Origin of the sequence: Actinomadura sp. 7K534 (assembly GCF_004348575.1) — a bacterium.
Classification (GTDB): Bacteria; Actinomycetota; Actinomycetes; order Streptosporangiales; family Streptosporangiaceae; genus Spirillospora; species Spirillospora livida.
The window spans coordinates 1-18,136 of the sequence record NZ_SMKB01000147.1; the positions used below are offsets into that span (position 1 = coordinate 1).

An 18,136-nucleotide genomic window follows, 5' to 3' on the forward strand; every position below is an offset into this window, starting at 1 on the left:
CCGCCCGCCCGGCCCGGCGCACGCCGCGGCCGCGCAGGGCCGCCGCGGGTTCCGGCCGCCGCGGCGGTTCGGCGGCGTCCTGCTCGGCCCGCTGGCGGGCGCGGTCGGGCTGGTCCTGCTGACGGGCTTCGGCGCGTACGCGCTCACCTCGGCGGGCGACGAGTGCTCCGGCGACGACGCCCTGTCCATCGGCGTCGCGGCGGCGCCGGAGATCGCCCCCGCGGTCATCCGGGCGGCGAGGCGCTTCAACGACTCCCGCCACGAGGTCGCCGGCAAGTGCGCGCGCGCGGACGTCCGGTCCGCCGACCCGGCCGCGGTCGCGACGCTCCTGTCGGGCAAGGGCGTCTCCGGCATCACCGAGAAGCCGGACGTGTGGATCCCCGACTCGTCCCTCTGGACCAGCCTCGTGGCGGGATCGGGCCGGGACGGGGCCGCCCCGGGCTTCACCCCCCTCGGCGGCATGGCGTCCACCCCCATCGTGCTGGCCATGCCCAGCGCGCTCGCGCTGCAGCTGCGCAACCTCGGGGCGCCCGCGCAGCCGTCCTGGAAGGAGCTGCTCGCCGCGGCCGGGACGGCGGCGAACGCCGAGCAGGAGCCCGGCGGCGCGCGGCGGAGCGCGATCCCCCCGCGGCTGATCCGGCTGCAGGTGCCCGACCCCGACCGCACCGCCACCGGCATGGGCGTGCTGGTGCTCGCCGACGCGCTGGGGGGCGGCGACCCGCGGGGGGAGGCGCTGTTCACCGGCGCCGTGCGGACGTTCCGGGAGGGCATCGTCCCGTCGGTCAACGCGGAGTTCGCGGTGCTCGGGCAGGAGGCGGGCGACCGGTACCCCGTCGTGCTGGCGCCGGAGCAGGCGGTGTACTCCTACAACGCGAAGCGCCCCGGTGAGCTCGCCGCCGCGGTCTACCCGGCCGAGGGGACGGTCTTCCTCGACCACCCGGTCACCGTCCTGGCCCGGGACCCGGCGAAGCTGAACGCGGGCCGCCTGCTCGGCAGGGAGCTCTCGTCCGTGACCACCCGCGAGGACGTGCGCAGGCTGGGCTTCCGGAGTCCCGACGGCACCGCGCAGGCCGGGTTCACCGAGAAGACCGGGCTGAGCGGCAGGCCGCCGAAGGCGCTGCCCGCGCCGGACGCCGACCGGGTGAGGCGCATCATGCAGCGGTGGGCGCAGCTCTCGCTGAGCATCCGGATGCTGAGCATCATCGACGTCTCCGGCTCCATGGACCGGCGGATCGCGCCCGGCGCGAGCCGGCTGCAGTCGACGATCCGCACGGCGCAGAACGGGCTGTCGCTGCTGCCGGACGACAGCGAGCTGGGCCAGTGGGTGTTCTCCACGAGGCTGCGGGGCGGGCGGGACTGGCGGGAGCTGGTCAGCGTGGGGCCGCTGAACGAGCGGCTCGGCTCGGCCACCCGCCGCCAGCTCGTGCTGAGCGCTTTCGCGCAGATCAGGGTGAAGGAGAACGGCGGCACGGGCCTGTACGAGACGACGATCGCGGCGTTCGACCACATGAAGCGGACCTACAAGCCCGAGTACGTGAACTCGATCCTGCTGTGGACGGACGGGAAGAACCAGGACCGGGAGGGCCCGTCCCTGGACGAGACGCTGAAGCACATCCGCCGCGCCTACGACTCGGAACGGCCCGTCCAGATCAACATGTTCGGCCTCGGCGACGGCGTGGACGTGGACGAGCTCCGGCGGATCGCCCGGCTGACGAACGGCGACGCGTACGTGGCCGAGACGCCGGGGCAGGTGCAGGCCCTGTTCCTCAAGGCGCTGTCCCAGCGGGTCTGCGAACCCGACTGCTGATCAGCCGCATTGCAATTTTCCGAGGGCCGGGGAGAGTGCCCGGCCCCCGCGCCGCCGTCCAATTCCGGTCCCGCCGCACTATTCGACGGAAAGCCAACAACCCCGCCCGCCATCTGGGCAATGAGACAATACTTGACTTTCGTCTCATGGGTCGATGGGATTTCTCCGGGCGCGGCATGCCCCGGCGCCATTTCCGCGGGAACGAGATCGGCGATGAGCGTATCTGACGACGTGCCCGAATGGCTGCCCCGGACGCCGCCCGGAACCGGCGATCCCGGCCCCTCCCGCGCCTTCCCCGCGACCGCGGGCCGGACGGCGGACCCGCGGCGCCGCGACACGGCCCCGCGGGGGACCCGGGCGGCGCGGCGCTTCAACGACGCCCGCCACGAGGTCGCCGGCGGAGACGCCGGAGCAGGTCCAGGCCATCTTCTTCAAGGCGCTGTCCGAGGAGGTCTGCGAACCCGGCTGCTGAGCCCGCCCGCCGGGACCCGCCCGCCGCGCCCGCCCGACTCGTATTTGATTCTAGAACTGGATTCGAGTTAAGTTAGCGTTCTGTTAACCGTGCAGCGAAAGGGGTCGAGAGCGTGCGCCGCACCGTGTTCGACGAGGACCATGAGGCGTTCCGGGAGACGATCCGGGCGTTCATCGAGGCGGAGGTCGCGCCCGTCTACGGGGAGTGGGAGGAGGCCGGCCACCCGCCGCGCGACTTCTACAACAAGCTCGGGGAGCTCGGGGTGTTCGGCATCCAGGTCCCCGAGGAGTACGGCGGCGCCGGGGAGACCAGCTTCAAGTACCAGGCCGTGATCTCCGAGGAGTGCGCCCGCGCCGGGGTGAGCTTCGGCGGCTACGGCGTGCACGTCAACCTCGTCCTGCCGTACCTGCTGAAGTACGGGTCGGAGGAGCAGAAGAAGCGCTGGCTGCCGCCGTTCGTGTCCGGCGAGATGATGACGGCCATCGCGATGACCGAGCCCGGCACCGGCTCCGACCTCGCCGGGATGCAGACCACCGCGAAGCGGGACGGGGACCACTACGTCCTCAACGGCGCCAAGACCTTCATCACCGGCGGCGTCCTCGCCGACCGGGTGCTCGTCGTGGCGCGCACGTCGCCGGCCACGCCGGAGAACCGGCGGGCGGGCCTGTCCATCCTGGCGGTGGACACCAAGAGCGAGGGCTACGCGGTCGGCCGCAAGCTGGAGAAGATCGGGCTGCGCAGCTCCGACACCGCCGAGCTGTCGTTCACCGACGTCCGCGTCCCCGCCGAGGACCTGCTCGGCGAGGAGGGCCGCGGGTTCGAGTACCTGACGCACAACCTGGCGGAGGAGCGCCTCGGCATCGCGACCAGCTCCTACGCGTCCGCGGCGGCCGCCGTGGAGTTCGCGCGCAAGTACGTCCAGGAGCGGACCGTCTTCGGCAAGACCGTGTCGTCGTTCCAGAACACCAAGTTCGTCCTCGCCGAGTGCGCCACCGAGGTCGAGGCGGCCCGCTCGCTCGTCGACCGCTGCATCGAGGCGCTGGACGCAGGGGAGCTCACCCCCGCCGACGCCGCCATGTGCAAACTGTTCTGCACCGAGGTCCAGGCCCGCGTGGTCGACAAGTGCCTGCAGCTCCACGGCGGCTACGGCTACATCCTTGAGTACCCGATCGCGCGGCTGTACGCCGACGCGCGGGTGACCCGCATCTACGGCGGCACCAGCGAGGTGCTCAAGACGATCATCGCCAAGGACATCCAGGTCTGAACGGGCCGGTGCCCGGGGAGGGACATGAAATGACCGACACCAGGGTCGCCATCGTCACGGGCGCGGCGCGCGGCATCGGCGCCGCCACGGCCGTCCGGCTCGGCCGGGAGGGCTTCGCGGTCGCGGTCTGCGACCTCGACGAGGCCGCCTGCGCCGGCACCGTGGAGGAGATCGGGAAGAACGGCGGGAATGCGCTCGCCGTCGGCGTGGACGTCGCCGACTCCGCGCGGGTCTCCGCTGCCGTGGCGCGCGTGGCCGCCGAGCTCGGCCCGCCCGTCGTGCTCGTGAACAACGCCGGCGTCACGCGCGACAACCTGCTGTTCAAGATGTCGGACGACGACTGGGACACCGTCATGGCGGTGCACCTGCGCGGCTCGTTCCTGATGAGCCGCGCCGCCCAGGAGCACATGACGAAGGCCGGGTGGGGCCGCATCGTCAACCTTTCGTCGGTGTCGGCGCTCGGCAACCGCGGGCAGGTCAACTACTCGGCCGCGAAGGCGGGGCTGCAGGGCTTCACCAAGACCCTCGCGATCGAGCTCGGCAAGTTCGGCGTGACCGCCAACGCCATCGCCCCGGGCTTCATCGCGACGGAGATGACGGCCGCGACCGCCGCCCGGGTCGGCGTCGAGTGGGAGGACTTCAAGGCCGCCGCGGCCAAGGAGATCCCCGTCCGCCGCGTCGGCACCCCCGAGGACATCGCCGGGACCGTCGCGTTCCTGGTGAGCGACGACGCGTCGTTCGTGTCCGGGCAGGTCATCTACGTCGCGGGCGGCCCCCGGGCATGAACCGGGCGCCGCGGGCGGCCGGTCCCCGGCCGGGGGCCCGGCCGTGACCGCACCGCGGACGGCGGGCCGGCCGGGGCCGGCCGGGGACCGTGCGGCGACCGAGGAGTCGCTGCGCGCGGCGGCCATCGCGCTGCTGCGGCGCGGCGGCGTCCTCGCCGGGCTGAACCTGCGCCAGGTCGCCGACGAGGCCGGGGTGAACCGGGGGCTGGTCTACCAGTACTTCGGGTCGCGGCGGGCGCTGCTGCGCTCGGCGCTGTTCCACCGGTCCCGCCCCAACGCCGAGGACGCCGTGGACGCGGCGGGCCTGCCGCTGCGCAAGCGGCTGTCCCGGCTGTTCTGGACGAGCCTGCGCAACCCCGAGCCGGTCGTCCTGGCGTCGCTGCTGGTGCTGGACGGCGACGACCGGCCCCGGGTGCTGCTCAACCGGGGCGCGGGCCGGGCGGACCTCGCCGCGGAGGCGGCGCGGGGCGAGCTGCCGGTCGAGGACGTCGAGGCCGTGCAGGCGGCGATCGCGTCCACGATCTACGGGTACACGCTGCTGCGCGAGCATCTGGCGCGGGAGATCGGCCTGCCGGCGGAGGAGCTGGACGGCCGCATGGCCGCCTGCGTGGAGGCGATGTTCACGCGCCCCCCGGCCCGCGGCGGCGAGTAGTCCCGGGCCCGGACGGGAGCGGCGCGGTCAGCGGACCCGGGCCGCGGCGAGCCGGCGCGCCAGCGCCGCCGGGGCCTCGGCGAGGGACGGGCCGTACCAGGTGAGGTACCGGCCGTCGACGAGCGCGACGTCGGTCCCGGGGAAGGACTCGGGGCCGTCGTCCTCGGTGAACCGGTAGGGCTCGTCGGGGAGGACGACCAGGTCGGCGCCCGCCGCGTTCAGCTCCGCCAGGGCGATCTTCGGGTAGCGCTCCGGGTGGCCCGCGTACACGTTGGCCACGCCCAGGCGGGACAGGACGTCCCCGGTGAAGGTGTCGCGGCCGACGACCATCCACGGCCGCCGCCAGATCGGGACGACGGCCCTGCGGGGAGTGCCCGGGGCGACGCCCGCCCAGACGCGGGACGCCTCGTCCAGCCAGCCCGGCACCGGGACCCGGCACGCCTCGGCGAGCATGCGGCGCAGTGACGCCAGCGCCTCGTCCACGGTGCGGATCTCCGTCATCCACACCGCGATGCCGGCCGCGCGCAGCGCCGCGACGTCGGCGGGCCGGTTCTCCTCGGTGTTGCCGAGGACGACGTCGGGCCGCAGCTCCGCGATGCGGTCCAGGTCGGGGTTCTTCGTTCCCTTGACGCGCGGCACGTCCAGGTCCGCCGGGTGGGTGCACCAGTCGGTGGCCCCCGCGAGCAGGCCGGGCGCGGTGACCGCGACGGTCTCGGTCAGCGACGGAACGATCGACACGACGCGGCGCACCCGGTCCGGGACGGGGACCGGGTGGCCGGTGTCGTCCAGCGGGGCCGTCAGCGGGGCCATCGGCGGCTACACGTTGCGGCGGTACTGCCCGCCGACCTCGAAGAACGCGTCGGTGATCTGCTGCAGGCTGCAGACGCGGGCGGCGTCCATCAGCACCGCGAACACGTTGCCGCCGGACCGGGCCGCGTCCTTGAGCGCGGCGATCGCCTCGCGCGCCTCGTCGCGGTGCGCCTCCTGGTAGCCGCGGACCCGGTCGAGCTGGGACCGCTTCTCCTCCTCGGTCGCGCGGGCCAGCTCGATCGTGTCCGGCGTCCCGTCGGCGGCGTCCGGGCCGCGGAACGTGTTGACGCCGACGATCGGCAGGGAGCCGTCGTGCTTGCGCTGCTCGTACAGCATCGACTCGTCCTGGATGCGGCCGCGCTGGTAGCCGGTCTCCATCGCGCCGAGGACGCCGCCGCGCTCGCTGATGCGGTCGAACTCCGCCAGCACCGCCTCCTCGACGAGGTCGGTCAGCTCGTCGATGATGAACGACCCCTGCAGCGGGTTCTCGTTCATCGCGAGGCCCCACTCGCGGTTGATGACGAGCTGGATCGCCAGGGCGCGCCGCACCGACTCGGCCGTCGGCGTGGTCACGGCCTCGTCGTAGGCGTTGGTGTGCAGGCTGTTGCAGTTGTCGTAGATGGCGATGAGCGCCTGCAGCGTCGTGCGGATGTCGTTGAAGGCCATCTCCTGCGCGTGCAGGGACCGCCCGGACGTCTGCACGTGGTACTTGAGCTTCTGGCTGCGCTCGTTGGCGCCGTACCGGTCGCGCATGGCCACGGCCCAGATGCGGCGGGCGACGCGTCCGAGGACGCTGTACTCGGGGTCCATGCCGTTGGAGAAGAAGAACGACAGGTTGGGGGCGAAGTCGTTCACGTCCATCCCGCGCGCCAGGTACGACTCGACGTACGTGAAGCCGTTGGCGAGGGTGAACGCGAGCTGGCTGATGGGGTTCGCCCCGGCCTCGGCGATGTGGTAGCCGGAGATCGACACCGAGTAGAAGTTGCGGACGTCGTTGGCGATGAACCATTCCTGGATGTCGCCCATCATCCGCAGCGAGAACTCGGTGGAGAAGATGCAGGTGTTCTGCCCCTGGTCCTCCTTGAGGATGTCGGCCTGCACCGTGCCGCGCACGGTGGACAGGACGCGGGCGCGGATGGCGGCGGCCTCCTCCGCGGACGGCTCCCGCCCGTGCTCCTCGTGAAAGGCGTCGAGCCCCTGGTCGATGGCCGTGTTGAGGAAGAACGCGAGGATCGTGGGCGCGGGGCCGTTGATCGTCATCGACACCGAGGTCGTCGGCGCCACCAGGTCGAACCCGTCGTACAGGGCCTTCATGTCGTCCAGCGTGGCGATGGACACGCCGGACGTGCCGACCTTGCCGTACACGTCGGGACGCTCGTCCGGGTCCCGCCCGTACAGGGTGACCGAGTCGAACGCGGTCGACAGCCGGGTCGCGGGCTGGCCCTCCGACAGCAGCTTGAAGCGGAGGTTGGTGCGGAACGGGTCGCCCTCCCCCGCGAACATGCGCGCGGGGTCCTCGTTGTCGCGCTTGAAGGGGAACACGCCGGCGGTGAACGGGAACCTGCCCGGCAGGTTCTCGTTCCTCAGGAACCGCAGCAGCTCGCCGTGGTCGGTGTAGCGCGGGAGCGCGACGCGCGGGATGCGGCTGCCCGACAGGGACTCGCGGGTCAGGACCGTGCGGAGTTCCTTGTCGCGGATCCGGACGATCTGCTCGTCGCCCGAGTACGCCTCCACGACCGCGGGCCACTCCTCCAGCAGCGCGGCGTTCTCCGGGGCGACGTCGCGGCGCGCGTTCTCCAGCAGGCCCTCGACCTCGGACGCGTCGGTGAGCTCCGCGCGCACCTCGTCCAGGCGCTGGACGCGCCGGACGGCCTCGATCTGCCGGACGGTCGCGGCGTGGTATCCGCGCACGGTCTCGGATATGTCGGACAGGTACCGCACCCGGACGGGCGGGATGATCGTCGCGGCGCCGGTGGAGACCTTCGTCGCGACCTTGGGCAGGGCGCCGTCCGCGAGCTCCAGCCCGTGCTCGCCGAGCAGCCCGCCGAGGTGCTGGTAGAGGGCGGTGACGCCGTCGTCGTCGAACGTGGCCGCGCTGGTGCCGAACACCGGCATGTCCTCGGGCCGCCGCCCGAACGCCTCCCGGTTCCGGATCAGCTGCCGCGACACGTCCCGCAGGGCGTCCGCCCCGCCGCGCCGCTCGAACTTGTTGATCGCGACCACGTCGGCGAAGTCGAGCATGTCGATCTTCTCCAGCTGGGACGCGGCGCCGAACTCGGGCGTCATCACGTACAGCGAGACGTCGACCAGCGGCACGATCGCCGCGTCACCCTGCCCGATGCCGGGGGTCTCCAGGACGACCAGGTCGAAGCCGGCGGCCTTGCACGCGGTGACGATGTCCTCGATGCCGTCGGGCAGCTCCCGGGCGCCGCGGGTGGCCAGCGAGCGGAAGAAGACGCGGTCGCCGTCCAGCGCGTTCATCCGGATCCGGTCGCCGAGCAGCGCGCCGCCGCCGCGCCGCCGGGTGGGGTCGACGGCCAGCACCGCGACGCGCAGCCCGTCCCGCTGGTCGACGCGCAGCCGCCGCACCAGCTCGTCGGTGAGCGACGACTTCCCGGAACCGCCCGTCCCGGTGATGCCGAGGACGGGGACGCGCCGCCCGCGCGCCGCCTCCGCGAGCGCCGACCTGGCCTCGTCCGGGAGCTTCCCGGCCTGCAGGCAGGTGATGGTCCGGGCCAGGGCGCGCCGGTCCCCCGCGAGCACGGCGTCCGCGGGGACGGGCTCGGCGGCGAGGTCGACGTCGCAGTCGCGCACCAGCTCGTTGATCATGCCGGGCAGGCCGAGGCGCTGCCCGTCCTCGGGCGAGAAGATCCGCACGCCGGCCCCGGACAGCCGGGCGATCTCCTCGTGGACGATCACCCCGCCGCCCCCGCCGAACACCCTGACGTGCTCGGCGCCCGCCTCCTTGAGGCTGCGCGACAGGTACTCGAAGTACTCGACGTGGCCGCCCTGGTAGGAGCTGATCGCCACGCCCTGCGCGTCCTCCTCCAGGACGGCGTCGACGACCTCGCGCACCGAGCGGTCGTGCCCCAGGTGCACCACCTCGGCGCCCTGGGACTGCAGGATGCGCCGCATGATGTTGATGGCCGCGTCGTGGCCGTCGAACAGCGCGGCGGCCGTCACGAACCGCACCGGGTGCACCGGCGTGTGCAGCTCCCCCGTCACCGTCCCCACCCCAAACCTTGGACATCCAATATTTGGAAGTTAAAGTAGTTCGCATGCGCGAGCCGGTCAAGACCGCATACGGTGGGGCGGTGCCTCACACCCCCGACCCGATCTCCGAGGCCCACCGCCAGTGGAGCCTGCGCTGGCCCGACCACGCCGACCACATGGCGGCCGTCACCTCGGTGATGCGGGCGCAGCAGCTCCTGCTGAGCCGGATCGAGGCCGTCCTCAAGCCGTACGCGCTGACGTTCGCGGCCTACGAGGCGCTGCGCCTGCTCGCCTTCACCCGGACCGGGACGCTCCCCATGGGCAAGATGGGCACCCGCCTCATGGTCCACCCGGCCTCGGTGACCAACGTGATCGGCCGCCTGGAGCAGCGCGGGCTCGTCGGGCGCGGCCCCTCCCCCGACGACCGCCGCGTCGTGCTGGCCACCATCACCCAGGCCGGGCGCGACCTCGCCGAGGAGGCCACGCTCGCCCTCAACGAGTCGGGCTTCGGCATCGCCGGCCTGCCCGCCGGGCAGGCCGCGGAGATCACGGCTGCGCTGCGCGCCGTCCGCGTCTCCGCCGGGGACCTCGACTGAACCTGCCGGGGCGGAAGCGGCGACAGCGGCGCGCGCACCTGCGGGACCGGCCGCGGATGCCCGGAATGGCATCCCTTATGCTGCGGACACATCCGTTGTGTCGCAAGGAGGCGTGATGGCGGATTCGCCGACAATGACGTACGGCGGCTACCTGAAGCTCGACGACCTGCTGGCCTGCCAGGAGCCGAAGACCCGGGCCCACGACGAGCTGCTCTTCGTGATCATCCACCAGGTCTACGAGCTGTGGTTCAAGCAGATCCTCCACGAGGCGGACCTCCTGCAGCGCAGGCTGGAGGACGGCAACAGCGCCGGGTCGCTGCACACCGCCCGCCGGATCGCCAAGATCCTCAAGACGGTCGTCGGGCAGCTGGACGTGCTGGAGACGATGACGCCCCGGCAGTTCGCCGCGTTCCGCGACGTCCTCGGATCGTCCAGCGGGTTCCAGAGCGAGCAGTTCCGCGAGATCGAGGCCGTCCTCGGGCGGCGCAAGTTCCCCGCCTCCGACCTGCGCGACGACGAGCGGCTCCAGGCCGCGGTGGCGCGCAGGTCCGTCTTCGACTCCCTGCTGCGCTACCTGGACGGCCACGGCTTCCCCATCCCGCGCGAGGCCCTGGAACGCGACACGTCCCGGCCCTGGGAGCCCGACCCCGGCGTGCAGAAGGCGCTGCTCACCGTCTACGCCGACGAGTCCGGGCCCGCCGCCGAGGTCTGCGAGGCGCTCGTCGACGTGGACGAGGGCGTGCAGGAGTGGCGGTACCGGCATCTGAAGATGGTCGAGCGGACGATCGGCGCGAAGATCGGCACGGGCGGGTCGGCCGGCGCGGACTACCTGCGCCGCACGCTGTTCGCCCCCTCCTTCCCCGACCTGTGGGAGGTCCGCTCGCAGACCGAGGCGCCGGGCGGCGCGGAGGTCCCCGCCGATGGCGGCTGACGGCGGCGAGCGGGTCGCGATCATCGGCGCGGGCCTCGCGGGCTGCCTGCTGGCGGTGCTGCTGGGCCGGCGCGGCGTCCCGGTGACGGTGTACGAGCGGCGTCCCGACCCGCGGGTCTCCGGCGCCGAGCGGGGCCGGTCGATCAACCTGGCGATCTCCGCCCGCGGCCTCGCCGCGCTGGAGGAGGTGGGCCTGCGGGACCGGTGCCTCAAGCTGGCCCTGCCGATGCACGGGCGGATGGTGCACCCGCCGGACGGGGCGGTGAACTTCCAGCCCTACAGCGCGGACGGCGAGCGCGCCATCAACAGCATCGGCCGCGCCGACCTCAACCGGTCGCTGCTGGACACCGCCGACGCCACGCCCGGCGTCACGCTCCGGTTCTCCTCGCGCGTCACCGGCGTGGACATCGACGCCGGGACGGTGCTGTTCCAGGACGCCCCCGCCGAACCGGCCGACGTCATCCTGGCCGGGGACGGCGCCTACAGCGCGGTCCGCCGGTCCCTCGACCTGGACGTCGACACCGACTTCCTGGAGCACGGCTACAAGGAGCTGACGATCCCGCCGCGGGACGGCGAGTTCGCGCTCGACCCCGACGCGCTGCACATCTGGCCGCGCGGCACCTCGATGATGATCGCGCTGCCGAACCTCGACCGGTCCTTCACCTGCACGCTGTTCTGGCCGAAGGACGACTTCGCCGCGCTCGACACGCCGGAGAAGGTCACCGCGTACTTCGAGCGCCACTATCCCGACGCGGCGGGCCTCATGCCCGGCCTGCCGGACGACTACGCGCACAACCCGATCGGGTCGCTGGTGACCGTGTGGTCCTGGCCGTGGACGCGGCGGGGCGACGGCGCCGTCGTCGCGCTGCTGGGCGACGCCGCGCACGCGATCGTCCCGTTCTACGGGCAGGGCGCCAACTGCGCGTTCGAGGACTGCATCGAGATCGACCGGTGCCTCGCCGAGACCGGCGGCGACTGGACGCGGGCGCTGGAGCGCTACCAGGAGCGGCGCAAGGCCAACACCGACGCGATCGCCGAGATGGCGCTCGACAACTTCATCGAGATGCGCGACCGCGTGGCGTCCCCGGTGCACCGGGCGAAGCAGGCCGCGACGCACGCGCTGGAGCGGCGCCTGGCCGGACGGTACGTGTCCCGCTACGAGCTGGTCTCGTTCTCGACGATGCCGTACGCGCGGATCCCGGCGCGGCTCAGGCGCCAGAACCTGGCCCTCGCCGGCGCCGCGGCGGGCACCGCGGCGCTCCTCGCGTTCACCGCCCGCGCGCTCCGCCGGCGGCGCTGACCGGGGTCAGCCCCGGTGGGCGCGGCGGTCGGCGAGCAGGTCGGCGACGGCCGCCGCCAGCGCCGCGAGCACGAACACCAGGATGACGACCAGCCCGCGCCGGAACGCGGCCGCCCAGTCCCCGCCCGTCCCGGCGAGGGCGGCGAAGAACACGTAGCCGACGGCGGCGATGCCGACCGCCGTGCCGACGCGCTGGCCGGTCTGCAGCACGCCCGCCGCGCTGCCGCCCTCGGTGAAGGGCACCTCCGACAGCGTGATCGTCTGGTTGGGCGCGATGACGAGGCCGCTGCCGAGGCCCGCCAGCAGCAGCGGCGCCGCGATCGCCCACGCCACGCCGCTCCCGGGGTTCAGCTCGACCGCCACCCACGCCGCGGCGATGCCCGCCACCACGAGCGCGAGGCCGCCGGCGACGATCGCGCGCCCGAACCGCGCGACGAGCCGTCCCCCGGCGAGGGACCCGAAGCCCGATCCCACCGCGAACGGCGTCATCGCGAAGCCCGCGCCGAGCGCGCTGTAGCCCAGCCCGCTCTGCAGGTAGAGGGTGAGGATGAAGAAGATCGCAGTGAACCCCGCGAAGTACAGCAGCGCGATCGTCGAGCCCAGCGCGTACGAGCGGAGCCGGAACAGCGCCAGGTCGATCATCGGCGTCCGGGCCCGGCGCTCCCACGCGGCGAACGCGGCGATCAGTACCGCGCCCGCGAGGACCAGGAGCCACTTCAGGTCGCTCCGCCACTGCTGCTCCTGGACGAGCGGCAGCAGCAGGCACACGACGCCCGCGCCGAGCAGCAGCACCCCGAGCGGGTCGAGGCCCTGCCGCTCCCCGTAGACGGGGGCGGGCAGCAGCCGCCAGGCCAGCACCAGCGCGACGACTCCGACCGGGACGTTGACGTAGAACACCCAGCGCCAGCCCTCCTCGGGACCGGCGAGGGAGATCAGCCCGCCGCCGAGCATCGGGCCGACGGCGGTCGCGATCCCGATGACGGCGCCGAGCGCGCCGAACGCCCGCCCCCGGTCGGCCCCGCGGAAGAGCTGCTGGATGAGGCCCGCGACCTGCGGGTTGATGATGCCGCCCGCCACGCCCTGCACGAGCCGGGCGAGAACGAGCATCAGCACCGACTGGGCGATCCCGGCCAGGGCGCTCGCCGCGGTGAACAGGGCGAGGCCGAACATGAACACGGCGCGGCGGCTGCGGGCGTCGCCGAGCCGCCCGGCGGGCACCAGGACGAGGCCGAACGTCAGCGCGTAGCCCGACAGGATCCACTGCAGGCCCGCCTCGGACGCGCCCAGCCCGTCGCGGATCGAGGGCAGCGCCACGTTGACGATGCTGACGTCCAGGAGCGTCATGAACGCCGCGACGAGGCAGACGGAGAGCGCCTGCCAGCGGCGCCGCCGGTCCCAGCCGGAGGTGTCGGTGGGCTCGCTCCGCACTGCAGCGTCCTAACCGTGAGGTCGATGGGTGAAACACGAGCCCGGGAGCGGCCCGCGCGTCCGGCTGTGCCACAGTTGGCCGATGACCGACTCCGCTCCGGGAACCGGCCCCGACGAACTGCTGTGCTCCGCCAAGGGCTGCCGCGCCGACGCCGTGTGGGCGCTGCGCTGGAACAACCCGAAGATCCACACCCCGGACCGGCGGAAGATCTGGCTCGCCTGCGACGCGCACCGCGAGAGCCTGTCGGAGTTCCTGTCCCGCCGCGACTTCCTGAAGGACGTCGTGCCCGTCGCGGACCGGGAGACTCCCCCGGCCGAGGGCTAGCGGCCTCCCGGCGCCCGGGGTCAGGCGTCGTCGAGGACCGGTTCCCCCTCCTGGCCGCGTTCCTGGCGGGGGACCTCCGCCTTCTCCGCGGCCCCGGCCTTCCAGGTCTCGGCCATCTCCGTCAGCCTGGCGGCGGCGTCCCGCGCGGGCACGCCCCGCCCGACCGCGAGCCCCAGCAGGTACGCCGTCAGCGGCGCGCCTGGGCGCGCGACACCGTGGGCGACGTCGCGGGCCAGGTCCAGCACCAGGTCGCGGTCGATCTCGCAGCGTTCCAGGCCCAGTTCCCCGCAGGCAGCGTTGATCCAGTCCTCAAGCACAGACATGGGTCCCCCTCACGCATGGTCTCGGCGAACCTGCCCACTCTCGCACGATCAAAGCAGGCGCTCGGCGGCGGCCAGCGCCTCGGGGGTGTCGCAGTCGAACCAGGCGGGGCGCGTCCCCGCGGGAAGCGCCACCGCCGCCGGGCCCAGGGGGCCGAGCAGCCCGCGCAGCGACGCGCCCGTGTAGGCGCCGAGGGCCGTCCGCAGGTCGTCGGCGCGCCAGCAGCCGGCGAGCCACTGCTCGCGGCCGTCCTCGTCGACCAGCACGGCCCCCGGCCGCTCGCCCATCGCGTCCAGCAGCCGGGCCAGGTGCGCGGGGCGCAGGAACGGCAGGTCGGCGGCCAGGAGCGCCAGCCGCGGCGCGCGCACCTCGGCCAGCCCGGCGCGCAGCGCGGGCACCGGCCCGGCGCCCGGAGGGTCCTCGCGGACGAGCACGGCCCCGGGCAGCACGTCCCGCGGCGGCCCCACGACGATCAGCCGGGACGCCCCGGCCGCGGCCGCGGCCGTCCATTCGATCAGGGCACGGCCGCCGAGCGGCGCGGCGGGCTTGTCGGCGCCGAACCGGCGGGCGCGCCCGCCGGCCAGCAGCACGGCGTCGAACGGCCCGGCGCCCGGGCCCATCAGCCGCCGATCGCCGACATGGGCCGCGCCGGCTGCAGGAACGACGGGTCGTCGATGCCGTGCCCGGCCCGCTTGGCCCACACCGCCTTGCGCCAGCGGTCGGCGAGCTCGGCGTCGGTGGCGCCGTCCCGCAGCGCGTCGCGCAGGTTGGACTCCTCGGTGGCGAACAGGCAGTTGCGGACCTGCCCGTCGGCGGTGAGCCGCACCCGGTCGCACGCGCCGCAGAACGGCCGCGTCACCGAGCCGATCACGCCGACCGTCGCGGGGCCGCCGCCGACCGTGAACGATTCGGCGGGCGCGCTGCCGCGGTCGTGCTCGGCGTCCGGGGCCAGGTCGAACTCCGCCGACAGCCGCTCCAGGATCTCGTCCGCGCTGATCATGTTCTCGCGGGTCCAGCCGTGCTGGGCGTCCAGCGGCATCTGCTCGATGAAACGCAGCCGGTAGCCGCGGTCCAGGCAGTACCGCAGCAGCGCGGCGGCCTCGTGGTCGTTGACGCCCCGCATCAGCACGGCGTTGATCTTGACCGGTTCCAGGCCGGCGGCCTGCGCGGCGGCGAGGCCCTTGAGGACGTCGTCCAGGCGGTCGCGGTGCGCCAGCCGCTTGAACGTGTCGCGGTCGAGGGTGTCGAGGGAGACGTTGACGCGGTCGAGCCCCGCCTCCGCCAGCGGCGCGGCGAGCCGGTCCAGCCCGATCCCGTTGGTGGTCAGCGAGACCTGGGGCCGGGGGTCGAGCTCCGCCGTCCGGCGCACGATGTCCGGCAGGCCGCGCCGCAGCAGCGGCTCGCCTCCGGTGTAGCGGACCTCGGTGACGCCGAGGTCCCGGACTGCCAGCCCCACGAGCCTCAGCACCTCGTCGTCGGTGAGCAGTTCCGGCTTCGGGAGCCAGTCGAGGCCCTCGGGCGGCATGCAGTACGAGCAGCGGAGATTGCAGCGGTCGGTGAGGGAGACCCGCAGGTCCGTCGCGGTTCGGCCGAATGTGTCGACCAGCACGGGCGCCCCTTTCCTGCAGACCGGCCGTCCACGCTCGCGGGCGGCCGGGGATTGCGGTCGCACTGTCCACCCTATTCCGGTGGTTGACGTTCCGTCGCCTCACGGGAGACGGTTACGTTGCGTCGACCATCGAGGAGGCCAGCGTGACCACGTCGCGGGAGTGGGAGTTCGCGGGTTCGCGGGGCGCGGTCACCGCCCGGATCTGGGCGGGCGGGGAGCCGCGGTACGTCGCGGTCCTCGTGCACGGCTACGGCGAGCACCTCGGCCGCTACGACCACGTCGCGGACGTCCTCGTCCGGCACGGCGCCGTCGTCTGCGGGCCCGACCACATGGGCCACGGCCGCTCCGCGGGCGAACGCGTGCTGATCGAGGACTTCGAGGACGTCGTCGCCGACGTGCACACGGTCGTGGAGTCGGCGCGCGGCGACCATCCCGGCCTGCCCGTCGTCATGATCGGGCACTCCATGGGCGGGCTGATCGCGACCCGGTACGCCCAGCTGCACGGCGGGCTCCTCACCGCACTGGTGCTGTCCGGGCCGGTCCTCGGCAACTGGCACGTCGCCGAGCAGCTGCTGCCGCTGGACGAGATGCCCGACGTGCCGATCGACACGGCCACGCTGTCTCGCGACCCGTCCGTCGGCAAGGCGTACACCGAGGACCCGCTCGTCTGGCACGGCCCGTTCAAGAAGCCCACCGTGCGGGCCCTCGACACCGCCATGCGCCGCATCGGCGAGCACGGCTCCCTCGGCGCGCTCCCGACCCTCTACGTGCACGGGGAGGACGACCGGCTCGTCCCGCCCGACGCCACCCGCGTCGGCATCGAAGCCGTCCGCGGCGAAGACCTCACCGAGCGCATCTACCCCGGCGCGCGCCACGAGGTCTTCAACGAGACCAACCGCGACGAGGTCCTCACCGACGTGACCGACTTCATCGAAGTCCACCTGCCGGAGTAGCCGCCAGGCGAGCGCAGTGGGCCGTTACCGAACGAATTCAGCCCTTGACGCAGATGAGCTGGCGGAGGTGGGCGACGACCTCGACCAGGTCGGACTGGGCCTCCATCACCGTCTCCAGGTCCTTGTAGGCGCCGGGGATCTCGTCGATGACGCCGCTGTCCTTGCGGCACTCGACCCCCCGCGTCTGCTCGACCAGGTCGTCCACGGTGAAGTGCTTGCGGGCCTTGTTGCGGCTCATCCTGCGGCCCGCGCCGTGCGAGGCGGAGTTGTAGGCGGTCTCGTTGCCGAGGCCGCGCACGATGTAGGTGCCGGTCGCCATCGAGCCCGGGATGATGCCGAGGTCGCCGGCCCCCGCGCGGATGGCGCCCTTGCGGGTGACGAGCAGCTCGACGCCGCCGTACTCCTCCTCCGCCACGTAGTTGTGGTGGCAGGAGATGGCCTGCTCCCAGCGGCAGCGCTGCCCGGCGAACCGCCTGGTCACCACGTTCTGCGCGAGCGCCATCATGACGGCGCGGTTGCGGCGCGCGTACTCCTGCGCCCAGAACAGGTCGTGGCGGTAGGCGTCCATCTTCGGCGTGCCCGCGACGAACACCGCGAGGTCGTCGTCCGGCAGGTCCTGGTTGTGCGGCAGCTTGCGGGCGGCCTCGATGTGTCGCTCGGCCAGCTCGTTGCCGATGTTGCGGGACCCCGAGTGCAGGACGAGCCAGATCGCGCCGTCGTCGTCCGCGCACAGCTCCAGGAAGTGGTTGCCGCCGCCGAGCGTGCCCATCTGGCTCCGGGCCCGGCCGAGGCGGGACTGCACCCCGAGGTGCAGGCCGTCGAACGCGTCCCAGAAGTCGTACCAGCCCCGCTCCTTCAGGTTCGGCAGCGCGGACGGGTCGACGGCCTCCCGGTGGGACCCGCGGCCGACGGGGATCGCCTTCTCCAGCCCGGCGCGCAGGCGGGACAGGTCGTCGGGCATGTCCTCGACGGTGAGCGACGACTTCGCGGCGGTCATGCCGCAGCCGATGTCGACGCCGACGGCCGCCGGGGACACCGCGTCCTTCATCGCGATGACCGAGCCGACGGTGGCGCCCTTGCCGTAGTGGACGTCGGGCATCACCGCGAGGCCCTCCACCCACGGCAGCGCGGAGACGTTGCGGAGCTGGTCGAGGGCCTGGTCCTCGACGGTGGCGGGGTCGGTCCACATCCGGATGGGAACGCGGCCGCCCTTGATGGTCTGGTACGGCATGCCTTCTCCTTGATCGACGGGATCCGAACCGTGATCTATGACGCCAGACTAGCCACGCGTACTCAACCGGTTTTCAGGTCCGCCGCTCGGTCAGGCCGAGTCCGTCGAGGTGGCGCAGGAGGGCGACGGCGACGCGCCGGCTGGTCGACAGGGCGTCCCCGGCCTGCCCGGGGGTGAACGGCTGCGGCAGGGCGGACAGGATGCGCAGCGCCTCCTGATCGGCGCCCGGCAGCAGGACGATCGCGTCCCCACTGCCGTCTGCGGAGCCGTCTGTTGAGCCGTCTGTTGAGCCGTCGCCGGGGGCGGGGTCGTCGATCCGCAGGACGGCGCCCGCGCTCGCCGCCGCGGCCAGGACCGGGCCGGTGAGGCCGAGTTCGGCGAGCCGGTCGGGGCCGGGGGCCGCGAAGGGGGCGGCCGCGAGATCGGCGCGGAGCCGCTC

The 18,136-nt window shown here is 73.3% G+C and carries 17 protein-coding genes; 9 read left to right on the forward strand and 8 right to left on the reverse strand.

Going from position 1 to position 18,136, the window contains the following annotated elements:
- The 4 genes from E1266_RS24825 to E1266_RS24840 all read left to right on the forward strand — a co-directional run.
- Positions 1-1,807: substrate-binding domain-containing protein (locus E1266_RS24825; RefSeq protein ID WP_132050878.1), on the forward strand; the 1,807-nt coding region annotated here is incomplete at its 5' end.
- 584 nt (positions 1,808-2,391) lie between these two features.
- Entirely contained in the window at positions 2,392-3,543 is a 1,152-nt protein-coding gene (locus E1266_RS24830; RefSeq protein ID WP_132050880.1) for an acyl-CoA dehydrogenase family protein, read from the forward strand.
- Positions 3,544-3,572: 29 nt separating this feature from the next.
- A complete protein-coding gene (fabG, locus tag E1266_RS24835; RefSeq protein ID WP_132050882.1) occupies positions 3,573-4,328 on the forward strand; it encodes a 3-oxoacyl-ACP reductase FabG in 756 nt (251 codons plus the stop codon).
- A 43-nt stretch (positions 4,329-4,371) separates the two neighbouring features.
- Positions 4,372-4,980, forward strand: coding sequence for a TetR/AcrR family transcriptional regulator (locus tag E1266_RS24840; RefSeq protein WP_132050884.1), 609 nt, complete (start codon positions 4,372-4,374; stop codon positions 4,978-4,980).
- A gap of 27 nt (positions 4,981-5,007) precedes the next feature.
- Here E1266_RS24840 and E1266_RS24845 read toward each other — a convergent pair whose 3' ends face one another.
- Both E1266_RS24845 and icmF read right to left on the reverse strand, forming a co-directional pair.
- The gene (locus tag E1266_RS24845; RefSeq protein ID WP_132050886.1) at positions 5,008-5,790 is read right to left on the reverse strand and encodes a helical backbone metal receptor; all 783 of its coding nucleotides are present in this window, start codon (positions 5,788-5,790) and stop codon (positions 5,008-5,010) included.
- A gap of 6 nt (positions 5,791-5,796) precedes the next feature.
- Positions 5,797-9,015: a fused isobutyryl-CoA mutase/GTPase IcmF gene (icmF, locus tag E1266_RS24850; RefSeq protein ID WP_132050904.1), complete on the reverse strand. Its 3,219-nt coding sequence runs from the start codon at positions 9,013-9,015 to the stop codon at positions 5,797-5,799.
- A gap of 53 nt (positions 9,016-9,068) precedes the next feature.
- Here icmF and E1266_RS24855 point away from each other — a divergent pair, with 53 nt between their 5' ends.
- The 3 genes from E1266_RS24855 (at position 9,069) to E1266_RS24865 (ending at position 11,830) form a co-directional block, all read left to right on the forward strand.
- Positions 9,069-9,599 carry a MarR family transcriptional regulator gene (locus E1266_RS24855; protein ID WP_132050888.1) on the forward strand — a complete coding sequence of 177 codons (531 nt, stop codon included), beginning with the start codon at positions 9,069-9,071 and terminating at the stop codon, positions 9,597-9,599.
- Between the two features lie 115 nt (positions 9,600-9,714).
- On the forward strand, positions 9,715-10,530 hold the full coding sequence (locus E1266_RS24860; protein WP_132050890.1) for a tryptophan 2,3-dioxygenase family protein: 816 nt from the start codon (positions 9,715-9,717) through the stop codon (positions 10,528-10,530).
- Positions 10,520-11,830 carry an NAD(P)/FAD-dependent oxidoreductase gene (locus E1266_RS24865; RefSeq protein WP_132050892.1) on the forward strand — a complete coding sequence of 437 codons (1,311 nt, stop codon included), beginning with the start codon at positions 10,520-10,522 and terminating at the stop codon, positions 11,828-11,830. Before E1266_RS24860 ends, E1266_RS24865 begins: the two co-directional genes overlap by 11 nt.
- A 6-nt stretch (positions 11,831-11,836) precedes the next feature.
- Here the strand turns inward: E1266_RS24865 and E1266_RS24870 are convergent, their stop codons facing one another.
- A complete protein-coding gene (locus tag E1266_RS24870) occupies positions 11,837-13,258 on the reverse strand; it encodes a DHA2 family efflux MFS transporter permease subunit (RefSeq protein WP_243718829.1) in 1,422 nt (473 codons plus the stop codon).
- Between the two features lie 82 nt (positions 13,259-13,340).
- On the opposite strand from E1266_RS24870, the gene E1266_RS24875 reads away from it, so the two are divergent.
- Positions 13,341-13,583, forward strand: a complete 243-nt coding sequence (locus tag E1266_RS24875; protein WP_132050894.1) for a hypothetical protein — start codon at positions 13,341-13,343, stop codon at positions 13,581-13,583.
- 20 nt (positions 13,584-13,603) lie between these two features.
- Here the strand turns inward: E1266_RS24875 and E1266_RS24880 are convergent, their stop codons facing one another.
- From E1266_RS24880 to moaA, 3 genes are read right to left on the reverse strand one after another with little or no spacing between them, the layout of a single operon-like run.
- Positions 13,604-13,906 carry a DUF6457 domain-containing protein gene (locus E1266_RS24880; RefSeq protein ID WP_243718831.1) on the reverse strand — a complete coding sequence of 101 codons (303 nt, stop codon included), beginning with the start codon at positions 13,904-13,906 and terminating at the stop codon, positions 13,604-13,606.
- Positions 13,907-13,954: 48 nt separating this feature from the next.
- Complete coding sequence (locus tag E1266_RS24885; protein ID WP_132050896.1) at positions 13,955-14,524, reverse strand: molybdenum cofactor guanylyltransferase; 570 nt, start codon at positions 14,522-14,524, stop codon at positions 13,955-13,957.
- Complete coding sequence (moaA, locus tag E1266_RS24890; RefSeq protein WP_243718833.1) at positions 14,524-15,513, reverse strand: GTP 3',8-cyclase MoaA; 990 nt, start codon at positions 15,511-15,513, stop codon at positions 14,524-14,526. The genes E1266_RS24885 and moaA overlap by 1 nt, the downstream gene beginning before the upstream one ends.
- Positions 15,514-15,656: 143 nt before the next feature.
- Here moaA and E1266_RS24895 point away from each other — a divergent pair, with 143 nt between their 5' ends.
- On the forward strand, positions 15,657-16,466 hold the full coding sequence (locus E1266_RS24895) for an alpha/beta hydrolase (RefSeq protein WP_207945895.1): 810 nt from the start codon (positions 15,657-15,659) through the stop codon (positions 16,464-16,466).
- A 37-nt stretch (positions 16,467-16,503) separates the two neighbouring features.
- On the opposite strand, the gene E1266_RS24900 is transcribed toward E1266_RS24895, so the two are convergent.
- A complete protein-coding gene (locus E1266_RS24900; protein WP_132050902.1) occupies positions 16,504-17,697 on the reverse strand; it encodes an RtcB family protein in 1,194 nt (397 codons plus the stop codon).
- A 73-nt stretch (positions 17,698-17,770) separates the two neighbouring features.
- Positions 17,771-18,136, reverse strand: a 366-nt coding sequence (locus E1266_RS24905) for a SelB C-terminal domain-containing protein (protein ID WP_207945896.1), incomplete at its 5' end; no start/stop codon positions are given.

Excerpts from the sequence above, each read along its gene's own strand:
- fabG (WP_132050882.1), top strand. The coding sequence starts at position 3,573 with ATGACCGACACCAGGGTCGCCATCGTCACGGGCGCGGCGCGCGGCATC.
- E1266_RS24845 (WP_132050886.1), bottom strand. The coding sequence starts at position 5,790 with ATGGCCCCGCTGACGGCCCCGCTGGACGACACCGGCCACCCGGTCCCC.
- E1266_RS24855 (WP_132050888.1), top strand. The coding sequence starts at position 9,069 with ATGCGCGAGCCGGTCAAGACCGCATACGGTGGGGCGGTGCCTCACACC.
- E1266_RS24860 (WP_132050890.1), top strand. The coding sequence starts at position 9,715 with ATGGCGGATTCGCCGACAATGACGTACGGCGGCTACCTGAAGCTCGAC.
- E1266_RS24865 (WP_132050892.1), top strand. The coding sequence starts at position 10,520 with ATGGCGGCTGACGGCGGCGAGCGGGTCGCGATCATCGGCGCGGGCCTC.
- E1266_RS24875 (WP_132050894.1), top strand. The coding sequence starts at position 13,341 with ATGACCGACTCCGCTCCGGGAACCGGCCCCGACGAACTGCTGTGCTCC.
- E1266_RS24880 (WP_243718831.1), bottom strand. The coding sequence starts at position 13,906 with ATGTCTGTGCTTGAGGACTGGATCAACGCTGCCTGCGGGGAACTGGGC.
- E1266_RS24885 (WP_132050896.1), bottom strand. The coding sequence starts at position 14,524 with ATGGGCCCGGGCGCCGGGCCGTTCGACGCCGTGCTGCTGGCCGGCGGG.
- E1266_RS24900 (WP_132050902.1), bottom strand. The coding sequence starts at position 17,697 with ATGCCGTACCAGACCATCAAGGGCGGCCGCGTTCCCATCCGGATGTGG.